26 protein-coding genes, 1 pseudogene and 1 other annotated feature are annotated in these 21073 nt (G+C 47.0%); of the genes and pseudogenes, 10 read left to right on the top strand and 17 right to left on the bottom strand.

Going from position 1 to position 21073, the window contains the following annotated elements; translation table 11 throughout:
- Positions 1-48: 48 nt before the first annotated feature.
- A complete protein-coding gene (locus tag LA20533_RS05870) occupies positions 49-285 on the bottom strand; it encodes a cytochrome b5 domain-containing protein (RefSeq protein WP_054746221.1) in 237 nt (78 codons plus the stop codon).
- Positions 286-365: 80 nt separating this feature from the next.
- Positions 366-947, bottom strand: coding sequence for a peptidylprolyl isomerase (locus LA20533_RS05865; protein ID WP_054746220.1), 582 nt, complete (start codon positions 945-947; stop codon positions 366-368).
- Between the two features lie 332 nt (positions 948-1279).
- Here LA20533_RS05865 and LA20533_RS05860 point away from each other — a divergent pair, with 332 nt between their 5' ends.
- From LA20533_RS05860 to LA20533_RS05845, 5 genes are all read left to right on the top strand, one after another.
- Entirely contained in the window at positions 1280-1489 is a 210-nt protein-coding gene (locus LA20533_RS05860) for a hypothetical protein (protein ID WP_054746219.1), read from the top strand.
- Positions 1490-1548: 59 nt separating this feature from the next.
- On the top strand, positions 1549-1710 hold the full coding sequence (locus LA20533_RS08605; protein WP_156408159.1) for a hypothetical protein: 162 nt from the start codon (positions 1549-1551) through the stop codon (positions 1708-1710).
- 105 nt (positions 1711-1815) lie between these two features.
- Entirely contained in the window at positions 1816-2922 is a 1107-nt protein-coding gene (gene ald, locus LA20533_RS05855) for an alanine dehydrogenase (RefSeq protein ID WP_056945801.1), read from the top strand.
- Positions 2923-2977: 55 nt separating this feature from the next.
- Positions 2978-3205 (top strand) — a binding site (T-box leader).
- Between the two features lie 69 nt (positions 3206-3274).
- On the top strand, positions 3275-4282 hold the full coding sequence (asnA, locus tag LA20533_RS05850; RefSeq protein ID WP_056945821.1) for an aspartate--ammonia ligase: 1008 nt from the start codon (positions 3275-3277) through the stop codon (positions 4280-4282).
- Positions 4283-4313: 31 nt separating this feature from the next.
- Positions 4314-4661 (top strand): DUF2200 domain-containing protein, encoded by a 348-nt coding sequence (locus tag LA20533_RS05845; RefSeq protein WP_054746218.1) that lies wholly within the window; start codon positions 4314-4316, stop codon positions 4659-4661.
- Between the two features lie 139 nt (positions 4662-4800).
- Here the strand turns inward: LA20533_RS05845 and LA20533_RS05840 are convergent.
- From LA20533_RS05840 to yaaA, 4 genes and pseudogenes are all read right to left on the bottom strand, one after another.
- Positions 4801-5086 (bottom strand): annotated as a pseudogene (locus tag LA20533_RS05840) (DUF1003 domain-containing protein); the annotation flags it as partial.
- 242 nt (positions 5087-5328) lie between these two features.
- Positions 5329-7866 (bottom strand): M1 family metallopeptidase, encoded by a 2538-nt coding sequence (locus tag LA20533_RS05835; RefSeq protein WP_056945799.1) that lies wholly within the window; start codon positions 7864-7866, stop codon positions 5329-5331.
- Positions 7867-7993: 127 nt separating this feature from the next.
- On the bottom strand, positions 7994-8482 hold the full coding sequence (locus LA20533_RS05830; RefSeq protein WP_082611532.1) for a cupin domain-containing protein: 489 nt from the start codon (positions 8480-8482) through the stop codon (positions 7994-7996).
- A 79-nt stretch (positions 8483-8561) separates the two neighbouring features.
- The gene (yaaA, locus tag LA20533_RS05825; RefSeq protein ID WP_056945798.1) at positions 8562-9308 is read right to left on the bottom strand and encodes a peroxide stress protein YaaA; all 747 of its coding nucleotides are present in this window, start codon (positions 9306-9308) and stop codon (positions 8562-8564) included.
- 78 nt (positions 9309-9386) lie between these two features.
- Here yaaA and LA20533_RS05820 point away from each other — a divergent pair, with 78 nt between their 5' ends.
- The 4 genes from LA20533_RS05820 (at position 9387) to LA20533_RS05805 (ending at position 12631) form a co-directional block, all read left to right on the top strand.
- Entirely contained in the window at positions 9387-9764 is a 378-nt protein-coding gene (locus LA20533_RS05820; protein WP_056945797.1) for a VOC family protein, read from the top strand.
- A 3-nt stretch (positions 9765-9767) separates the two neighbouring features.
- Positions 9768-10373: an HAD family hydrolase gene (locus LA20533_RS05815; protein WP_056945796.1), complete on the top strand. Its 606-nt coding sequence runs from the start codon at positions 9768-9770 to the stop codon at positions 10371-10373.
- Between the two features lie 410 nt (positions 10374-10783).
- Complete coding sequence (locus tag LA20533_RS05810; RefSeq protein WP_054746240.1) at positions 10784-11428, top strand: deoxynucleoside kinase; 645 nt, start codon at positions 10784-10786, stop codon at positions 11426-11428.
- Between the two features lie 123 nt (positions 11429-11551).
- Positions 11552-12631, top strand: a complete 1080-nt coding sequence (locus LA20533_RS05805; RefSeq protein ID WP_056945795.1) for an endonuclease/exonuclease/phosphatase family protein — start codon at positions 11552-11554, stop codon at positions 12629-12631.
- A gap of 94 nt (positions 12632-12725) precedes the next feature.
- On the opposite strand, the gene LA20533_RS05800 is transcribed toward LA20533_RS05805, so the two are convergent.
- The 11 genes from LA20533_RS05800 to LA20533_RS05750 form a co-directional block, all read right to left on the bottom strand.
- Positions 12726-13406, bottom strand: a complete 681-nt coding sequence (locus tag LA20533_RS05800; RefSeq protein WP_056945794.1) for a matrixin family metalloprotease — start codon at positions 13404-13406, stop codon at positions 12726-12728.
- A gap of 116 nt (positions 13407-13522) precedes the next feature.
- A complete protein-coding gene (locus LA20533_RS05795) occupies positions 13523-14911 on the bottom strand; it encodes a gluconokinase (RefSeq protein WP_056945793.1) in 1389 nt (462 codons plus the stop codon).
- A 106-nt stretch (positions 14912-15017) separates the two neighbouring features.
- Positions 15018-15602, bottom strand: coding sequence for an alpha/beta hydrolase fold domain-containing protein (locus LA20533_RS05790; RefSeq protein WP_255313983.1), 585 nt, complete (start codon positions 15600-15602; stop codon positions 15018-15020).
- Positions 15589-15771 (bottom strand): hypothetical protein, encoded by a 183-nt coding sequence (locus LA20533_RS05785; RefSeq protein ID WP_054746212.1) that lies wholly within the window; start codon positions 15769-15771, stop codon positions 15589-15591. Before LA20533_RS05785 ends, LA20533_RS05790 begins: the two co-directional genes overlap by 14 nt.
- A 94-nt stretch (positions 15772-15865) precedes the next feature.
- Entirely contained in the window at positions 15866-16465 is a 600-nt protein-coding gene (locus tag LA20533_RS05780) for a TetR family transcriptional regulator (RefSeq protein WP_056945792.1), read from the bottom strand.
- A gap of 4 nt (positions 16466-16469) precedes the next feature.
- Positions 16470-17168 (bottom strand): ABC transporter ATP-binding protein, encoded by a 699-nt coding sequence (locus LA20533_RS05775; protein ID WP_056945791.1) that lies wholly within the window; start codon positions 17166-17168, stop codon positions 16470-16472.
- 3 nt (positions 17169-17171) lie between these two features.
- Complete coding sequence (locus tag LA20533_RS05770) at positions 17172-18257, bottom strand: ABC transporter permease (protein WP_056945790.1); 1086 nt, start codon at positions 18255-18257, stop codon at positions 17172-17174.
- Positions 18258-18403: 146 nt separating this feature from the next.
- Positions 18404-18772 (bottom strand): fluoride efflux transporter FluC, encoded by a 369-nt coding sequence (locus LA20533_RS05765; RefSeq protein ID WP_056945789.1) that lies wholly within the window; start codon positions 18770-18772, stop codon positions 18404-18406.
- Positions 18773-18775: 3 nt separating this feature from the next.
- A complete protein-coding gene (locus LA20533_RS05760; protein ID WP_056945788.1) occupies positions 18776-19153 on the bottom strand; it encodes a fluoride efflux transporter FluC in 378 nt (125 codons plus the stop codon).
- Between the two features lie 2 nt (positions 19154-19155).
- Positions 19156-19779, bottom strand: coding sequence for a sugar O-acetyltransferase (locus tag LA20533_RS05755; protein ID WP_054746207.1), 624 nt, complete (start codon positions 19777-19779; stop codon positions 19156-19158).
- A 14-nt stretch (positions 19780-19793) separates the two neighbouring features.
- Positions 19794-20219 carry a MerR family transcriptional regulator gene (locus LA20533_RS05750; protein ID WP_056945787.1) on the bottom strand — a complete coding sequence of 142 codons (426 nt, stop codon included), beginning with the start codon at positions 20217-20219 and terminating at the stop codon, positions 19794-19796.
- An 82-nt stretch (positions 20220-20301) separates the two neighbouring features.
- On the opposite strand from LA20533_RS05750, the gene LA20533_RS05745 reads away from it, so the two are divergent.
- Positions 20302-21048, top strand: a complete 747-nt coding sequence (locus LA20533_RS05745; RefSeq protein ID WP_056945786.1) for an SDR family oxidoreductase — start codon at positions 20302-20304, stop codon at positions 21046-21048.
- Positions 21049-21073 lie beyond the last annotated feature (25 nt).

The raw sequence follows: 21073 nt of genomic DNA, 5'->3' as shown, positions 1-21073 counted from the left end.
ACTGAGCGCACAATAAAACCGGTTATCCTGCAGGATAACCGGCTTTTTTTAATCGACTAATTTACCAACAACAGGTAACTTAGCTAGAACTGATTTCTTATGAGGTGCCTTAACAATAACGTCCGAGAGATCTTGACCGGCGGTATTACCGTGGTGCTTGCCGCCCGCCCAAGCTTCGACGTTAGTCATATCATAAACGGTTCCATCGATTGCAACATAGGCGGGTTGGCCACCCTCACCTGTGTATTTAGCTAGCTCTGATCTTGTAAATTCTCTATCTGCCATTGAACCAACTCCTTTATTATTTAAGTTACCCCAAGTATAACGCTGTCATCAGCAAAAGTCTGTTTTGAAGACTCAAAAATCTAGGCGATAATTACTTCTTCCATCACAACGGGTTCTATCGGCTTGTCAAAGGCATCGCGCTCTAGCTTGCTAATCTTTTCCACCACGTCCATGCCCGAAATCACCTGGCCAAACACGGTATGTTTATGATCAAGCCAAGGAGTACCACCCTTTTCATATGCAGCGATAATCTCAGTTGGGTAACCTGCAGGTGCCAGTTGCTTCAACATCCTCTTTGGCACGTTGGTGTTTGAAACAATGAAAAATTGGCTGCCGTTCGTATTCGGACCCGCATTAGCCATCGAAAGCGCGCCGTTCAAGTTAAAGAGCTGGTCAGAGAATTCATCGGCAAAGCTCTCGCCGTAGATGCTCTCACCACCGGCGCCAGTCCCAGTCGGGTCGCCACCCTGAATCATGAAGTCTGGAATCACCCGGTGGAAGGTTACACCGTTGTAGTAGCCCTTCTTCGCTAACTCAACAAAATTTTGCACTGTCTTCTTAGCCTCGGCCGCGAATAATTGGATGATGATCTCCCCTTGGTTAGTCTTGATTGTGGCCTTAGGGCCGGTAACGTGTTCTAAATCTAGTTGTGGAAAAGTCATGTTTACTCCTTTTATCTCTTTAATTAATTTTTATATGTTACTAACTGATTGTAACGAAGAAACGTTAAAATACAAATAATTATTCTTTTTGCTATAAATAGGCTTGTTTGGTAGCTGTTTCTAATCAAACTTAGTAGAAATATGTAAATAAGCGCATTCAAATTAGTTTCATAATTAAAGAACGCTTTTTATTGTTATATTTATCACATATTTTGTTATTAAATGGACCAAATTGAGTTAAGATAAACCTAGTTATGGAAGCTCATACATTTTTTTGTGGCCAACAACCTTTCATGACGAGACACAAATCAATTCTTAGAGGAATTTAATCAATGCTTAGAAAACAACAAGAAATCAATCTGCTCTTAAGTCAGATTCATACAATCGCGCTCCAGGGAAAGAACAACACAGACAATCAGGCCGACTTCGCACGCTACAAGAAGATTAGTGATATTGTGAAGAAACTGATTGATAAAACGTCAACGCGAAAGCCCTGCAAGAGACGGGAATCACGACGGAAGCGGCAAGAGTCGTTGCCATAAAGGATATTAGTAAACATGCTTACAAGCCCGTCAACCTGGAGCAGGCCTACAAGATTTTCATGCAATGCAATATTGTCAAGGAGCCAGAATCATATAGCGATCCCGTCAGAGAAATCAAATTCTTCGACTTCCAGGACGCCATCAAGTTGAAACTTTCACCAACTGAAACACTTCCAGAGGATGTGGAAATGGCCTTCTCCGTCAAGGACGAAGCTAACTAGTCACCCATCTTCGACTAGATTTGCATAAATACAATAGCTGGACCATACTGGTAGTAGATACCAATTTGGTCCATTTTTTTATTTCTAGGAAAAGGAGAACAAGCAATGATTATTGGCGTACCAAAAGAAATTAAGAATCACGAGGAACGAGTTGGCTTAATGCCAAGTGGTGTCCAACAATTCACTACAGCAGGCCACCAGGTTCTAGTCGAACACAATGCCGGTGTGGCTGCTGGATTTAACGACCAAGAATACGCAACCGCTGGCGCAGAACTAGTCGACGCTGCAAAAGCCTGGTCTGCCGACATGGTAATCAAGGTGAAGGAACCATTAGCAGAAGAATACCAGTATTTCCGTCCCGGATTGATTCTCTACACGTACCTACACTTGGCCGCAAACAAGGAGTTAACAGACACTCTCCTTGCTGCAAAGGTCACAGCTATCGGCTACGAGACCATGGTGGGGCCAAACGGCGACCTGCCACTACTTGTACCAATGAGTCAAATTGCCGGCCGGATGGCAGTTCAAGCAGGTGCCCACTTCCTGGAATCAAACAATGGGGGTAAGGGAATTCTCTTAGCTGGCGTCCCCGGGGTTCGGCCAGGTAACGTCGTGATCATTGGTGGTGGTGTTGTGGGAGTAAACGCTGCCAAAATCGCTGTTGGACTGGGCGCAAATGTCACGATCCTCGACCGAAGCGCCCACCGTTTAGCAGAATTAGAGCAGATTTTTGCCGGTAGAATTAACACATTATTGAGCAACAGTCACACGATTGCCCAAAGCGTACAAACGGCTGATCTCGTAATTGGTGCTGTGCTGATTCCCGGTGCTGCCGCCCCTAAACTGGTCACGAAAGAGATGATTGAGAGCATGGAACCGGGTTCCGTGGTCGTCGATATTCCAATTGATCAAGGGGGAATTTTCGCCACCACGACCCACGCAACAACACACGATGCTCCAACATTCGTCAGCCATGGAGTCATCCACTACGCAGTCGCGAACATCCCGGGGGCAGTACCGAAGACCGCTACAGAAGCTCTCTCAAGTGCGACAACGCCTTATGGCTTAGACATTGCCAACCTTGGCTTGAGTAAAGCGTTAGTCAATCCGACAATTGCCACTGGCTTGAATACGTACAACGGCCAGCTGACCGAACAGGCAGTCGCAGACAGCCTCCAGCTCCCATTTATACCATACGCAACACAAAACTAAATATTTAGTTTTACTTTTGTAAATTATCGTGCTATAATACATGAAAATAACATTAGATAAAACGATGAAGAAGACGAGTAAGATAGTCACACTACCAGTGAGTTGGGCTGAGTGGAAACCAACGAGTCACTGACTATTCGAAAAACACTTCCCAGTTTCTAACCGAAATTCAGTAGGCTTAGACGTGTCCGTGACGTTAAAGGCGGCGAGTATGCTTGTACTCGGTAGAGGTGGTCTAGCAATAGTCAAACTGGGTGGTACCGCGAAGTCTTTCGTCCCTGTATTGGGGATGAAGGGCTTTTTTATTCCCCAAAAACAGACTAATAAAAACTACCACAAAGGAGTAACACAGATGCAATTAATTATCCCTGACCATTACGATCCTAAATTAGATGTGCTAGAAACTCAGGAAGCAATCCGTTATATTCGAGAAACCTTCCAGGATGAGTTTGGTAAGGAGCTCCACCTGTCCCGGTTATCGGCGCCAATGTACGTCGACCACGACTCGGGTTTAAACGACAACCTTAGTGGGGTTGAACAACCCGTCTCATTCCAGATGAAGGAATTGCCAGGTGAAACCATCGAAATCGTCCATTCGCTCGCGAAGTGGAAGCGTCTCGCACTCCATAAGTACGGCTTCAAGATGCACCAAGGTTTATACACCAACATGAATGCCATCAGAAAGGACGACGAAATCGACAACTTCCACTCCATCTACGTCGATCAGTGGGATTGGGAGAAGATCATTCGTGAAGATGAGCGCAACATTGACACCTTGAAGAAGACCGTCCGCAAAATTTTCAAGGTCATCAAGCACATGGAACACGAGGTCTGGTATAAGTACCCAGAGGCGGTCCATCACCTCCCGGATAAAATTCACTTCTGCACAACTCAAGAACTAGCAGACAGGTGGCCGGATTATACGCCAAAGGAACGAGAAGACGCCATTACAAAGGAGAACGGGGCCGTCTTTCTCATGCAAATTGGTGGCGCATTAGCCAATGAACCGAAGCATGACGATCGCGCACCCGACTACGATGACTGGCAATTAAACGGCGATATTCTCTTCTGGTATGAACCCTTAGCAAGAAGTATTGAAATCTCCAGTATGGGTATTCGGGTGGACGAACAGGCCCTGTTACGCCAGCTAGAAATAGCACACGCCACTGACCGCTTGGATCTGCCCTACCACCAGATGATTATGAACCACGAGCTTCCCTACACCATCGGTGGTGGAATCGGACAATCACGCCTTTGCATGTTATTATTAGGTAAGGCACACGTTGGTGAGGTCCAGGCAAGTGTCTGGCCGGAAGAGATGCTCAAAAAGTGCGCTGCTAATAACATCAATATTCTGTAGTATTTTGAACTTTAATGCTAGGAGAATGACAATGGCCCATCCTAAATTATTCGAAATGTCCTTTACTCAGATTTATGAGATGTACGTCCAAAAAGTCGAACGTAAGGATAAATCAAAAGCTGAACTCGATCAAGTTCTCAGTTGGCTGACCGGTTATGACGAGCACAAGTTGGACGACCTTGTGGCCTCAGATATTATGCTCGGAGACTTCGTTGACCAGGCGAAGTTTAACGAGAATGCCACGTTGATTACGGGCATGATTTGTGGTGTCCGCGTCGAAGAAATCACAGAACCCCGCATGCAGAAAATCCGGTACATGGACAAATTAGTCGATGAGTTAGCACGCGGCAAGAAAATGACGAGTATCCTGCGACAATAATCATAGAACACCAGCGATTATCCCCATTTAACTCATTGACGATCGTTTGTAAATTGATCGCTTTTAGCCTGAGCTTCAATCAGGGCCAAAAGTTGATCAATTTTTTTATTTTGTTGTTCGAGTTTTTTCTCAAGTTTCTTAATTCTTCGTTCAGCCTGTAGGTTGGTCTGGTAGTCGTTCTGAGCGGCTTCGTGGTCCCGTTTGGCCGCCCGGTTCTGGCTCATCATGATGATTGGTGCCTGGATAGCTGCTAAACAGCTCAGGAACAGGTTGAGGAGAATGAAGGGGTACGGATCGAACTTCACACCAAAGAGGTGGGTCACATTGAGGGCCATCCAAATGACCAATACGGCGAGAAAAATCCCGATAAATCCCCATGAGCCACCAAATTTAGCGATTGCATCCGCCACCCGTTCACCTACCGTGGTCGTCTCACCATTACGTTGCGTGTTATTTTGCGTTGTCTCTGGCAAACTTGTGCGTTTCAAATAGAATTTTTTCATCATTGCATCCCCTTGCCTAATTTTAAGGCTATTATACCCAACTCAAGCCTGAATCGTGGCCATTTACACTCCTAAACACGTATTTTTGTTGCCAAAAAAAATCAGCTAAATTAATTTAGCTGATTCCAATAATTCTGCATATTTACCTAATTTGCTATCAAACTTTATTGCTGATTTGCAGCAGCGATTGTTTTATTTACCGCATCCTTCTCACGTTCAACGAGTTGGACACGATTCTCGATCACTTTGGTATCCATCACAATCTCCCGGGTTAAACCTGGCATGTTAATCTTTGGCTCAAAGAACTCCTTGAACTCGTTTAAGCGTGCACGTGTCCGGAAAATCCGTGAAATGTAGGTGACATATGAGGTAAAGGACATGTCACCACCAACTGTCTGAACGAGCCAGTCCCAGTTATTTCTGAACCAGTCCCAGGCCAGCTGTTCGCCGTGATGATTGCTCAACACACCGGCGAAAAGACTCCGTAAGTCTTGTGGCTTAATGGTATCGGGGTCCTTAAATAAGTCGACTAGCTGTTGCAACAAGTCCTCATCGTTAGCCTTAGTCAATGACATCCTAAGAGCTGCCTTGTAACTAGCATCTGCTGCGTTCCGATAAAAGTTAACCAACTTATCAAATAATTGTTGATTACCGGCGTTTTCCATCTGGTTTGAGAGGACTAACAAGCGTACATCTGCAGGTAGCTTGGCTAGATCAGCTTCGTGTGCCTCAAACAATTCTTTAGCTGCTCCCAGTGCCTTTTCATTGCGTCCATACAGTGCTGCATCTGCAATCTTCACACGGACACTTTGATCATCAACTGTGTCCGTCTCTTTAGGCAAGAGTCCTAACCGTTCGAATTGAGCACTGCTCAAAGCCTTGGTGTAAGCTTTTAAAGCGTCCTCCTCTGCAGATTCAGGCACAACAAACTTCCGTAGGTTAGCGATGAGCGTGTAGAGGGCATCAACAACCATTGCAGACTCTTCAGCTTTGAACCTTGGTAACACTGTAACGATGTCCGCATAAGACATTTGTCCTGCCTCTGCCAATAGGCGGAAGTCTTGCAACAACTGCAACTTAGTGCGGTCGTCTTGTTCGGTGACTGTCTCCATGATGTCAGACAAGAGCTCAGGACTGTACTTCACGATGAAGTGCGAATCATTTCCCACGTTAACTCGGAATGGCACCCCATTCTCGGCACGCAGTTGCTCATAATCACCTACGACCACCTTTTGCTCTTTGAAAATCTTTGGTGCAGCGGCGTAGTTCGCATTCAATGGAATCTGCCAAATCCGCCCAAGATCTTTGCCTTCACCAACGAAGAATTGTTGCTGTGTCAGAGTTAATTGACCAGCAACCACGCTCGCCTCAACCACTGGATAACCAGGTTGTTCGAGCCAAGTATTCATGATTTCACTAACATTTAGACCGGAGGCCTGCCCGAGCGCATCCCAGAGGTCCTTTCCTCGAGCGTTATTGTACTGATGGTCAATGAAGTATTGGCGCAAGCCTTTTCTTAGTGCCTCATCGCCAACTAATGCACGAGCCATGACGAGCATCCGTGAGCCTTTTGCATAGACAATCGCCCCGTCAAAAATCGAGTCGATTTCAGCAGGATCCTCTACTTCGACGTGCACTGATTGGACGCCATCAGTCGCATCACGTTGCAACGCTAAAGGTACCTCTGCAACTTGGTAAAGATCCCAAATTTTCCAATCAGGCTGCAAAGCATCTGTAGCTACGTACTCCATCATGTTAGCGAAGCTCTCATTTAACCAGAGATCATCCCACCATTTCATCGTTACAAGATCGCCGAACCATTGGTGTGCTAACTCGTGGGCAATCACAGTAGCCACGTATTCCTTCACGTCCAGACTGGTATTGTCAGGATCGACCAATAATGCTGCCTCACGGTAGGTAACGAGGCCCCAGTTCTCCATCGCACCAGCACTGAAGTCAGGCAGGGCAAGCTGCCAGGAGTGGGGAAGTGGATATGGTGTCTGATAGAAGTCTTCGTAGAATTCAATTGAGCGTTTAGCAATATCTAAGGCGAAGTCAAGGCTCTTTGCTGGGTGTGCCTTTGTCGCGAAAACCCCAATTTTCACGCCACTTTTTGTCTCGGTCTGCTTACTTTGCATATCCCCAAAGGCAAAGGCAACTAGGTACGTCGACATTTTGACGGTGGTATCGAAGTAGTGCACACCATCTTCGACCTTCACCTCGGGCATGTTGCTGATGGTTGTCTCACCGGGCACCTCATCATACTTGATTGCTAGGTCGAAGGTAGCCTTAGCCTCAGGCTCATCAACGCCTGGGAATGCCTGACGAGCAGATGTGGTCTCGAATTGGGTACCGATTAACTGCTTCTTCTCACCATTCACAGTGTAATATGAAGGATAAATACCCATCATCGTGTCTGTCAATTTGGCAGAGTAGTCGACGGTCACAGACGTCGTACCCGCTTCTGGTAAATCAATCCAGAATAGTTCCGCATCGTCGTCCACTTCGAAATTAACTGGTTGATCAGCCACTTTTACCTGGTCAATTGTCAAATACTTTTGGTGTAATGCAATTCTCGTTTGCGTTGCATTACCCGTTACGGTTGTCTTACCCGTAATTGTTTTGTTTGCCCGATTAACATCAATGTAAAGTTGATAGTTAGTTGGCTGAAAATACTCGTATAAGTGTGTTGAAGCCGTCATAATATCCTCCTGTGGAAATTTAAGAATAATCCCATTATACGCTTAATTTGAGCTTTAGACAGCAAAAAAAATGAAGATTCCTCCTCATTTACTGCAGCAGCACTCAATCGCTTTCACGTCAATCAAATTACATATTGAGGAAGTAACCCGCCTCAACCATCAACTGCACGAAGCCAGGCACAGTCTCCGTCCTGTTCCAATCACGCTGGAATTCACAGAGCAGCTGAGCGAGCGAAACCGGCTCTAACCATTCCGGGGTGCCAGCCGTAATCGCAATGTGACTTAACCAACTGTCCTTCGTCGCACCATGCCAATGTTTGACGCCGTCATGGGTCACCACCACGTCTCCAGCCTTGATCTTTTGGGCAGGTTGGCCTGCTTCTTGATACCAGCCCTCACCAGCGGTTACCAACAATATTTGGAAACCATCGTGATGGATGTGCCAATTATTCCTAGTCCCCGGCTCAAAAGTCACGTTGCCTACGCCGACATTAACGTTCGGGTCAGCCACCAATGTCTTCAGGTAACTTTGACCTACAAAAAATTGTGCATATGCGTTATTTTCCTCCCCAATTGGGAAGATGCCATTGGTTACTGCAGCTTTATTATCTGTCATTTCGTTCGTCTCCTTTAACCAAATATCAATAAACATGATACTCGCTCAAGTGGACTTGAGGTAAAATTAAAAATTTCATTTATTTATCTCGGACAAAAACGATTTTGGTGGGCGTGGACAAATCTGCCCGATATTCGTACTCGGGATGCCAGAAGTTGCGCACATCCTGGATATCCGTGACATGCTGCTCCGCAAGATAACGCACCATCATCCCTCGTGCCATCTTAGCGTGTGTCGCCTTAACCTGCAGTCGACCAGAGACACTAGTGTAGAACAGAACGTCGATCAGGCGATCAGTGGGCTTCAGAAAGGGCCTAATTGCCTTAGTATATTCAAGTGAGGCTAGATTTAACACGGGCTCTCGGTCGAATTCAAGCGCCTGGTATATTTTAGAACCCCAAAAGTCATACAGATTCCGACTTCCGGCAACTGCCAGTTTAGAATCAAGTGATAGTCGATAAGAAACGACGCCATCGAATGGCCGCAATACGCCATAGAAGCCCGATAAGATGCGCAAGTTCTGGTCGACGTACTCGAGTGCATCCTTGGTGAATAAATCCGGTGCCATATACTGATACTGGATACCGACGTAGCTAGTAAGCGCCGGCGTGACGTGTTCTGTCAGTTTCATCTCCTGTAGCCAGGCGAAGTTCGGGCGGGCAAGGCGGTCGCTGCAGTGCCACATTTCTTTTGCCGCGGCATAATCGAGTGCCTTCATCGCAGCCAAAATCTCCTGGGCTTCGGCGAGAAATTGCGGTTGCCGTCTCGCTCGAAAGCTCTCGCTTTGGTTCGTCATTTTCTTGGCTGGTGCAACAATAATTTTCATGGTCAAACAATCCTTTTACTGATTTAATGGAAGTTGATAACGATTACAAAATAATTAGCTGTAGATGGAGTGAAACAAATGAAATTAGAACATATCGCAATTTGGGTCAATGATTTGGAGACAATGAAACAATTTTATGAGCACTATTTCAATACACTAGCGAGTGCCCGCTACGAGAACGTAAAGACCGGCTTCTCGTCGTATTTCCTCAAATTTGCGACGGGCGGTCGCATAGAACTCTCACACAAGGACAACATCAATAAACGGGCCCCAGATGTCCTAGGCTACGCACACATCGCTATCTCACTGGGTGAGAAGCAGCGAGTCGATACGCTTGCTGCACAATTTGTAAACGACGGCTTTAACCTACTTAGTGGTCCACGAACGACGGGCGACGGGTATTACGAGGCTGTGATTGAGGACCCAGAGGGCAACCTAATAGAATTGACGGTGTAACTGATGATTAGAGCAATTGCGACAGACATGGACGGGACATTTCTAAATTCCGCCAAGAATTATGACCGGGAACAATTCGACAGGGTCTACGCCAAAATGTGCCAACAGGACATTAAATTCATTGTCGCCAGCGGGAATCAATATGAACAACTCAAAGCTTTTTTCCCCGGCAAGGCGGACGAGATTGCCTTTGTGTCGGATAACGGTTCCCAAATATTCGAACACGACCAACTGGTCAACGCCACAACAATTCCCAGACCAGTTGTCACGCATATTTTAGCAGACGTCTTTAAATTGGAGAGTCTTAAACACGTGACGCTTAGTGGCTTGCGGTCAGCCTACATCCTCGAAAGTGCAACACCAGCTGGTCGACAAAATGCACGCCAATATTACTACACGCTGAAGGAAGTCTCTGACTTTCCAACCGTCGACGACGATATCAGCAAAATCAATCTGTTGGTGGATGATGCCGTTAAGGATTCGGTTACTGCGACCATCAACGAGCGTTTTCCCACCGCTGCTAGCATGTACTGTGGCCGGTCGGTTAGACCAGTTAAATCCTGCTCGTTCAAACGCTCAATATACTCTTCCGTATTCTTATTTAAGTAATTAGCAGGATCAACGACGTAGCCGTTGTCTGCGTTAACCGACTGAATATTTGTTATCAAAGCTAGGACCAACAACAGTCCGAACACTAGCCCAACAAACCACGTGTGCTTGTTCAGCGCAAAATTTTTCTTATTCACAATAATTTACCCCATTATTCTATTCAATAATAACACAAGCACTTTTTTGACCAAAAAAACGCTCACGGGGCATTAGCGTTTAAGCATAGTTAGCTGGCCTTAATCAGCTAACTCAATTTAGAGGAGATAAATCGAATCTATTCTGAATTTCTTGGAGGAGAATTCATGAAAAAGATAAAAGTTTAAAATATATTGCTTGCCACCACATGTAGCGTTATTATATTAGGAGTTGACCATATTTTGTATAAGAACACTTTAGATAGAAGGAATGTGATGACCGTCATAGCTTTAAGTGGCCCAATCGGTGCCGGCAAATCAACCCTAACCAAAATACTTGCTGCAGATTTAGGCAGTCAGGCCTTTTACGAAAGTGTCGAAGACAATCCGGTGCTGCCCCTGTTCTACGCAGATCCGGCCAAATACGCCTTTCTATTACAGATTTATTTCCTAAACACACGCTTTCGGAACATCAAAGACGCGCTAGTTGCCGACAATAACGTGCTCGACCGGTCCATCTATGAGGATGAACTATTCTTTCAGATGAACGCGGACATGGGTCGGGCAAACCAGACCGAGGTAGACATCTACCGCGACCTACTGCACAACATGATGGAGGAATTGAAAACATTGCCGAAGAAGGCGCCTGATTTATTGGTCCACATCGACGTCTCCTACGACACGATGCTTAAGCGGATTACAAAGCGCGGACGCAGTTTCGAACAACTCAGTTATGATCCCACTCTCGAGACGTACTACAAGACCCTACTCGAATACTATGGTCCTTGGTATGAGAACTACAATTATTCACCTAAGATTCGAATTGATGGTGACAAGTATGATTTCGTCGAAAGCAAAGAGGATCAAACGGCGGTCATCACTCAGATCGAGGATAAATTGCACGAACTCGGACAACTATGAGTGAATGATGTAAGCATTAATTTAACGGCGGCAAGCACACATGAGGTGGTGCCGTTTTTTATTAACCGAGTATGTTATCAATTGTTAAAAACGCGCAGTACTTTTCTTGGAGGAAAAATAATTATGAAACTAAAATGGCTCTGGCAGACACTTGCTGCCATCGTTTTCATTATCCTGGTTGCGGCAGGTTCGTACCTGGCCTACGCCTACATCACGTATTACCGCTTACCTGACAATGAAAGCCTAGGGGTTAAACATAATCGGGAGAATACTGTCCAAGTTGGGCGCACCTATCACGCACAGTCGTGGAACGTTGGCTACGGCTCTTATCCACCGAGCTACTCATTCTTCATGGATGGTGGTAAGTATGCAAAGGCCTACGACAAGGCAACTGTAACCAGGCTAACCAGAGGGATTGTGAAGACCTCAAAGTCTGCAAAGGCAGACTTCTACTTCTACCAGGAGGTCGACCAAGACGGTGATCGCTCACGTCACGTCGATCAGGTTAAGCGCATCACCAACGCTTTTGCGCACACACACAGTGGTGTTTACGGACAGAACTACGATTCACCCTACCTCTTCTACCCTTTCAATGACCCCATTGGCAAGGCCAAGTCAGGTCTCATCACGTTAGCAGCTACCAGAATTGGCAAAGCTACACGCTACTCTCTACCAATCGAGACCAACTTCAATAAGTTCATCGATCTCGACCGCGCCTTTACGGTGTCTAAGCTCCCAACCGATAATGGCAAGCAGTTCGAGCTCGTCAACATTCATCTCTCGGCCTTTACGAAGGACCACAGCATTCAAGAGGCCCAGTTTGCGAAGCTCTTCAAGTACATCAACCAGGCCTATCGGGCCGGTAACTACGTGGTTGTCGCCGGAGACTACAACCACCGTTTGCTCCAAAACGCACCAGAAATCTTCCACACGACAAGTAAGGTCCAAACCTGGACCCATCTCTTCCCATTTAACAAGTTACCTGCAGGATTCTATGTACCAAGAATGGAGCTAGCTGCAGCCAAAACACCGTCTGTCCGAGCACTGGATCAGCCGTATCAAAAAGGCGAGTCATTCGTGACCCTAGTCGACGGCTTCATCCTTTCACCAAACGTTGAGGCGCAAGAAATCCATGTTGTTGATGCCGGGTTCGTCAACTCAGACCATAATCCCGTACGCTTAACCTTTAAACTGAAAAAATAGAGTAGCAACATAAACTTGCATGATATGGCAGACTAAAAGAACGTGGCGATTGGCCACGTTCTTTTTGCTTATCCTGATCAATAAAATATTCTGATTAGTTGGCGTAAATTGTCTGCAACGCCCGAATATCGACATCCTGCAGGCCAGTCTTACCCTGATCAATCGGGTACATCACCGAATTGCGATTGGTCGAGTGCGCCAGACCGAGGACATGGCCTAGTTCGTGAATCGCCACGGACAACCTAACGGCGTTTGTTCCCGCAAGATTGAGTCGCGCACTACCCCGGTTCACGACGTAAGACGTCCAACCCGTATATTTAATAATGTTTGGTCCGCCACGCCCCAGCTCGCTGAGACCGTTTTGGTTAGCAGCCTCCTCATTGGTATAAATACCAAAGGTAATCTTGTTTTCGGTATCCGCTGGGGTACCTGACTTAAGCTCTACCAAACCTGTCTCATTGTAGATTACCACCGCTTCTTCGAAAACATTGCGGACGCTCGCTGGCGCATTATCCTCGAAGACATAATAATAGACATTACTCAACTTGGTCTCGGCCACAATCGACTCGACGGGCGTCACCGCATCATCTTCAGTTGTGCCAACTGGTGCCGTATTAGTCGAATCAGCTGTCTGGTCTTTTTGGCTAGTCACCTGGGCAATTTTTTGTTCCACTAAGGGCCAGAAATTGACGCGGAGATAATCATAATTTCTGTAGACAAACAAGCCACCAATGACTAACAGCGTGAGCCAGAACATTCTCATAAATCGGCGCATCTGCTCACTCCTTTTTTAAATGATCAACTAAACATGCTTATATTACTCAGTTTACACTCAGTTGACCAGTAATCCGTCCAGCCAGGAGCCAAATTTAAGAAAAAGCCAAAAAATGATTAGCGCCGATATTGCTCGTGCACCGCGACATCAAACTTGATTTGGCGCGCATCCTTGCGTTGCATCGCTATGACAGGCTTTCCCGTCAAAAGACTGTAGAGTCCGGCAATCGGCTCATTACCCGGTGTAACGTCTAGGTCCACGCCAAGAATATCGGCTGCCAATTGTGACAACGCCGTATTTTCAAAAAAACCACCGCTTGCAGTTGTCTTCTCCTTAACCGCCACCAGCTCGGTCAATAAACGAATATTCAGGAGTACTCCCTCTACGATAGCCCGCAGCATGTCGGCTCTCGTCGTTGTGACCCAAAGATGCGTAAATTGGGCGGTTAGCGTGGCATCCCAGTAGGGAGCCCGCTCACCATTTAGAAACGGTAGGAAAAGCACCCCATTTGCTCCGATGGGGGATTCCGTCAGACTTTGACTAAGTTCTTGGTAGAAATCCTGCGCCGTTCCTTCACCCGGCGAAAAGATTTGCTTCGCCCAGTCCAAGACGACGCCACCATTATTAGTTGGTGCCCCAATAACGTAGCACTTTGGTCTGAGATAGTAGCAGAAGTTCTGTTTATGCGAGTCGAGGACAATCTCTTGGCTCACGCGGCGCACAGCGGCACTCGTGCCAATGGTCAGACTATTGCCGTTACCACTTTGGCTCAGTCCAGCGGCGGCGGCCAGCACTCCGTCACTAGCGCCGGGATAAACCGCCACGCTCTTAGCAAGACCAAAGGCGCTCACGACCGATTGTTTGAGCTTTAACGGCGTCTGCCAGTCAACCAACTCGGCCAAGTTTTGCGTGCCGATGTCCAGATCAGCGAGAATATCGGCATCCCAGCGTAATTCATGAATGTTAAACAAGCCCGTCGCATTTGCTGTCGGGTAATCGAGCACGTCCTTGCCAGTGAGAAATTCGAGCAAGAGTTCCTTCAGACCGAGCCACTTCGTCTCTGACGAATACCTTGTTGGCATCTGGCGTTTAAAGTATTTAATTTTGGCGAACGGGGTCATTGGGTAAATCGGGGTCCCGGTCTTCTGATAGAAAATCTTTGAGAGCTCTGATTGCCGGAAATCTGCCATTACCCCTGCCGCCTGCCGGTCGGACCAGATAAATATCTGGTCATTCTGCTCACTTGCCGGATCAACCGGCCAGGTGCTGTGCATCGCAGTCGACAAGGCAATTGTTTGAATCTTCGTCCGTTCTTCGACCGGAATGCCTAACAACAACTCTGTCAGTTGCTGCAGAATCTCTGTCGCAGACTGGTAGCGCGCACCATGAGCACCACTATAGGTGGTCAGTGCGCTGGTATTTTGGTAAGTCACCTGCCCGTGGTCGATGATTGCAACCTTCAGCCTCGTTGTGCCCAGGTCAATTCCTAAGAAAGTATCTTGCATTAATAATTTACCCCACAAAAAAAGTATTCAATTCTGGTTAGACCAGTTTGAATACTTCTATCGTATACTTTTTCACCTGAATTTGTGCGTAATTTTTCTACCAGAATCACTGCGCCAGCAAAAAGTCTCGGACGACGGGCCATACCTGAGCCAGATAGCCCTTCGCATGTTGTGTCCCCGCTAGCCAGATGGTGCTGACAGGAACATGCATCTGAGCCAGTCGCGCCGCAAGCTGTAGTACACCACTCGTGGGTACAAATTCGTTGAGCGAATTGACCAACAACATGGAACCAGTACCTTCATTCACCCGGTGATAGGCCGTGGCAGCCTCCGCGAGTTCCAGATTCTGATTCAGATAATTCATGATAAACCACTTGTAAAAAGCGTCATCTGCGCCCGCCTGATTAATCGTCGCACTCGCCGCGTTAGTGAAGTCCTGGGTTGTGTCCGGCTGGGCTACGACGTTCTTGTGTTCCTGCAGCCACCCATCAATGTCCAAAATACCGGAAAGCGAGACCGCGGCAAACCCGTACTTGATTGCCAGCTCAACCGCCATGTTGCCAACCGCGGAGCCGCCGATGACTTTAATAATATTTATTGTAAATCGCTGGCGTACCCAGGCGACCACCTGATCCATGTCCGTCAACGGTGCAGGGTAAAACCTCCGCGGTCCTCTCCTACGGTTTAATATATGAGAAGCCGTCTTGTTGTAGCACCGCGATATCTAAAACGCCGGCAGATACGACCTCAATCTGATCCTGCTCGTGCGTGTTAGCGTAGCGTACCATGTTGCCCAGGTTACTGAGTAACTCCGGTACCTTACCCATGTCATCTGCGTGCAATACAATCTTGGTTTTCATCTGCGTTCCTTTCGTCACCAGCTATCTAGTAGCACATCAATGTAGCTCTAGAATTAGTATAGTATTTCCACGAGCAAAATTCTAAAATATCGCCCTATTGCGGCAGAATCCCGTGAAGCAACCACTTAGTTCGTAAATCAAAGTCAGCGAGTAACTCTGATTTAGTCCAGTGATTACTTGTGTAATCAAACAGGGCATCAGTTACGAGGCTCATCATTAGGTACAAGAAACTGATTGCCTCATTTTGATCCTCAATGTTAATCTGATTTTGCTGGAGCAGGTGTAAGAAATGCTGTACGAGCTCCTCGTTCTGGGCGGATAATGTTCGCTTGAACAACACGGAATTACCCCCATTTAAGAGAACAATAATCAAGCGCTGCTCACGCGAACCTGGCGCGTAATCGGCCACATGTGCGAGGTAGTTGCGGCTACCCAAGAAGAAATCCCCGGTTGTCGTAATTTCTCGCATAATCGCCTTGTGCACGAAGTTCGTTGCTATTCTGGTGACATAATTAATAGCATCACCTAAATCAATGAAGTACTTATAGAATGCCGCTCGGGAAAAGTCGACGCGATCGATAATCTGTTTCACGGTCACCCGACTAGGGTCCTCTTCACTCAATAGTTCAATCAAGACTCGTTCGATCTGGTTACGCCTTTCCTCCGGCAAATTCAAAAACGTCGCTTTTGGCATCTGACTACTCCACTACCTGATAATCGCTGATCTGCTTCTCAACTAACAATCCATCCTCCATGGCAAGCACACGATCTGCGTACGCCACCATTCTTGGGTCGTGTGTGACCATGATAGTGGCTTTATTCTTCTCATGCGCCTCTTTAGCCAGCAACTTCACCACATCATACGCGTGATTCGTATCCAGTGCAGCCGTGGGCTCATCCGCGAGAATCACAGCGGGATCATTATACAAAGCTTTGGCGATTGCCACGCGCTGGCGTTCACCACCAGAAAGATCACGCGGCAGCTTATCCTTCAGCTCGTAGATATCTAGGGAGGTCAATAAATCTTTAAACCGCGTCGTCTGAAACTTCCTGTGTTCCACCTGGTCGATGAACTTAAACTGATCTGCGACCGTGAGAAAGGGAATGAGATTAGTCCCCTGGAGAATGAAGCCTATCTTGCGTAAGCGCAGCTGCGCCCGCTTCTTCTCGTTTAGGTTACTGAAATCAGCAGTTCCAATATGAATTGAGCCAGCCGTCGGCGTCTGCAACCCGCCAGCAATGGTGAGAAAAGTAGATTTACCTGAACCAGACGGCCCAATCACGGCCACAAATTCTCCGGCGTCAATGGCGAAATCAATTCCTTTTAAGGCAGTGATCTCGGTATGTCCACTTCCAAACTTCTTCACAACATGCTCCATTACTAAACTTTGTGTCATGCCTTAACCCCCAATTGATTCTACTGGATCTGCTTTCAGCACGGTTGGCAGCGAGAAGATGCTCCCAAGCGTTGCCACGACAATTAACAAGAGACCGTTCATCACCCACTTCAGGTAGTCAGCCTTAAACGGCATCGCCTCTGGTGTGAATTTGCCCAATACCAATGCCAAAATAAAGGCTACGCCCACACCGAGCAAGCCCATCACCAGGCTTTGGGCGAAGATGGATTTGCTAATCACGCTCGCGGGAATCCCTTGAGCCTTCAGGATACCAAACAGATTCTTCTTCTGGAGGGTCAAAACGTACATGAAGATTGCGACAATTCCAGCGGAGATGATAATCAAGACGTAGACCATCGCGTTTAGAGTAATCTGTTCCGGTTTCTCACCCGGAATGTTCTCAATAAATGTTGTGTTGCTGAATTTCTCCAGTGGCACGGTCTTCGTGTCGTTTAGCGCCACATCTTTCAATGATTTATCCTTAACCGCAAACATGTTGACCATGATTTGTGATTCATCTGCGGCCTTGGTCCCATACTTCAATTCCTGGTAGGTCGTCAAGTTGGTGTAACCCACGGTCTGGAGCAGGTAGGTGGTAGCCTTGAAAATCCCGGTCACCTTGAGCTTGTGCTTCAGATTGCCCACCTTAATCTGGTCACCAACGGCGAGTTGAAACTTATCCGCCATATTCTGGGAAATCATGATTGTGTAGTCCTCATCGAAACTCTTACCCTCTAGCAGCTTGGGTAAGATAAAGCTGTCCTTTTCAGTACCGAAAACCGTGATGTTATTCTGTTCCTCGCCCTGCTTCAGGGCCCCGGAATAGATGCCCATCGGCGCGACTTTTTCAGCCGTGACATTCTCCTGCTCGCGTGCAGCCAGGTTGGACGCGTTCACCGTCTTGTTAGCGTTCTTGTTGAGCACCATCCCAGTCGCATGCCAATCGAGGACTACTTGCTTATTGCCAGAACTCAAGCCACTCGCTAGGCCGCTAATCACAAACACGACGAGCGCAATCAGCCCGATGATGCTCGTGAGTAGGAGGTAGCGCAGCTTCTGATCCTTCATCTCTTTCAATGCTAAGAACATAATTATTCTTCTTTCGTTGACTATTTTTACCCAAGTAACACTTTGTCACTTAAACACAAAACCAGCATACTCCTCTGGTGACAAAATGTCACCAAAAATATAAAAAAATTCTCCGTACATGGAAATGCGGGCACAGAAGCCGATTATTACACCGCCATTGTGGCAACCAAATGACCAAGAAAAACAAATGTCAAGCCAAGCAGATATGAGCCACCCATGTAGGCTAAAGCCACCTTGGTCCGGCCGGCGAGCGTCAGGTTGACTAGCTCGGAATTAAACGAGGAGAACGTAGTCAACCCTCCTAACAGACCGACCGCCAAGATTCGATAATTAACAGTATTGGGTAGGAATAACCCGGCTAAAATCCCAATAAAAAAGCTGCCGACGATGTTGATGAACATCGTCGCAATAAACGCATTACGCTGCGAAACGTGTTTACGGAAGAAGACGGTAAAGTTACGGCGCACTAGTGCACCGACGCCAGCTGCCGCCCCAACCAACAAGACTAGGCTCATCAATTAGTCTCCTACTCTTTTTTTATTTATGCCAATTCGCGTACCAAGGAAAGTCAGTGAAATTCCACCGAAAATGGTCAACAGCAGGTAGATTACGGCCTGCAAATTAGCACCACGCAACACTAACAAGTAGGTGTCGAGGCTCATACTTGAGAATGTCGTCAACGCGCCAAAGAAGCCCACCCCTACAGCCTCCTTCAACTTCACCTGCAGTGGTGCACTCGTCTGCAGCCGTTCGTTCCAGATAGGCAAGCAAAACGTACCAAGTAAGTTGACGAGTAAAGTGGCCACGGGAACCCCCAGGACATGGACATGCAGTGATAGCCAGAAACGCAGAATCCCGCCAATTGCGGCGAACAGAAAAATCAATATTTGTAGCATCACTACCTGCCCACTTCCGCTTCATATTCGCTGGCTTCTTCACGCCACCGTTGCTGCTCTTCTGGCGTAATTGTTCTTAGGACACGGGCCGGATTACCCACGGCAATCACGTGATCGGGGATATCCTTTGTCACAACTGCGCCTGCACCAATTACGACATCACTGCCAATTGTTACGCCGGGCAGGATTGTCACGTTGCCACCAATCCAGACATCGTTGCCGACCACGATTGGTTTTGCGTATTCATAAAATTCGTTGCGCGTTTTCGCATCCACCGGGTGACCGGCGGTGAGAAAATTCACGCGTGGACCCACCATCACGTTATCGCCAATCGTGATGGTGCTTTTGTCTAAGAAAATAGCGTCGAAATTACAATAGAAGTGATCACCAATCGTGATGTTATGCCCGTACTCCACCATTAATGGTGGCTGAATAAACATATCTTGACCACTATGCTCAATTAACTGGCGCTCTGCCGCAACAATCTGTTCAACCTGCTCTAGCGGCAGTTGATTAATTTGCTGGGCTAGTGCCCGACCACGGCGTGAACGATTCTTAGCCGAGAGTTGGTGCGACTTAAATAATTTCCCCGCGTAAAGGCGTTCGTCATCAGTTTCATTTGTCATTTTACATCATCCTACTATCCGTTAATAATCTCAGCGATTGGCTTGGCAGTTTGTTTAACATACTTTTCCGTGCCGTCCTGCACCGCCTTGCCGTAATAACCCACCTTATAATCAAGCACGTGCATCGTCTGTTGCAACCGGTTCATCTTCTCCTGCATCTGTGCTCTTAGGTGCACAAACATTTCTCGCCGGTTATAGAGCGTCTCATCACCCTCACTAACCCACTGCATAAACTGCTTGATATCCTTAATCGCCATGCCGGAATCCTTTAGGCACTCAATTATTTGTAGTGCATCAATATTCTCAGCTGTAAAAACGCGTTGACCGGACTCATTCTTTTGTAAATTGGGGATTAGTCCCTCCTGATCATAGTAGCGAATCGTTGGGACAGTAAGCCTAAACTGCGCTGCAACCTCACCAATTAATAAATTTTTTGCCATTATATTCCTCTTTCCCTTGACCTAAAGTCAGCTTTAGGATGTAACATGAGAACAATCATATAGCAGAAAAGAGGAAATTTCAATGAGTATTAAAGATAAAGTTGTTGTAATTACTGGTGCATCATCAGGTATCGGTGAGGCTACCGCTAAGAAGCTGACATCTGCTGGTGCAAAGGTTGTGCTTGGTGCACGCCGGATTGAGAAGTTAGAAAAAATTGTTGCTGACATCAAGAATGCGGGTGGTGAAGCTGTTGCCCTGGCCACGGACGTGACCAAACGGGATGACAACGATGCGTTGGTTAAGCTCGCTTTAGAACGCTTTGGCCGTCTGGACGTCACTTTCCTGAACGCCGGCCTGATGCCTAACTCACCGTTATCAGCGCTCCATGTTGACGAATGGAATAAGATGATTGACGTCAACTTACGTGGCGTCCTGTATGGTATTGCGAGTGTACTTCCGACCTTCACAGAACAAAAACACGGTCAAGTGATTGCCACATCTTCCGTGGCCGGTTTGAAGGCCTACACTAATGGTGCTGTCTATGGTGCCACAAAGTGGGCGGTGCGCGACCTCATGGAGGTATTGCGGATGGAATCTGCTGAGGAAAAGACCCACATTCGGACATCCGTCATTTATCCTGCAGCCATCCAATCAGAACTTGTAGACCACATCACGGACAGTGGCATGGCTACTGGCATTCGCGCCCTTTATGACGAGTATGAAATTAGTCCAGAACGCATTGCGGATGTAGTGGCATTTGCCATCGACGCACCTGAAGATACGACCATCAACGAATTCACGGTTGGTCCAAGTCGCCAGAGCTGGTAGACAAAAACAAAGCCTCCCTTGACAT

It is taken from the genome of Amylolactobacillus amylophilus DSM 20533 = JCM 1125 (genome assembly GCF_001936335.1).
Lineage (GTDB): Bacteria > Bacillota > Bacilli > Lactobacillales > Lactobacillaceae > Amylolactobacillus > Amylolactobacillus amylophilus.
Note: the sequence above shows the minus strand (reverse complement) of the source record. Positions and strands in the feature narration are given on the sequence as shown.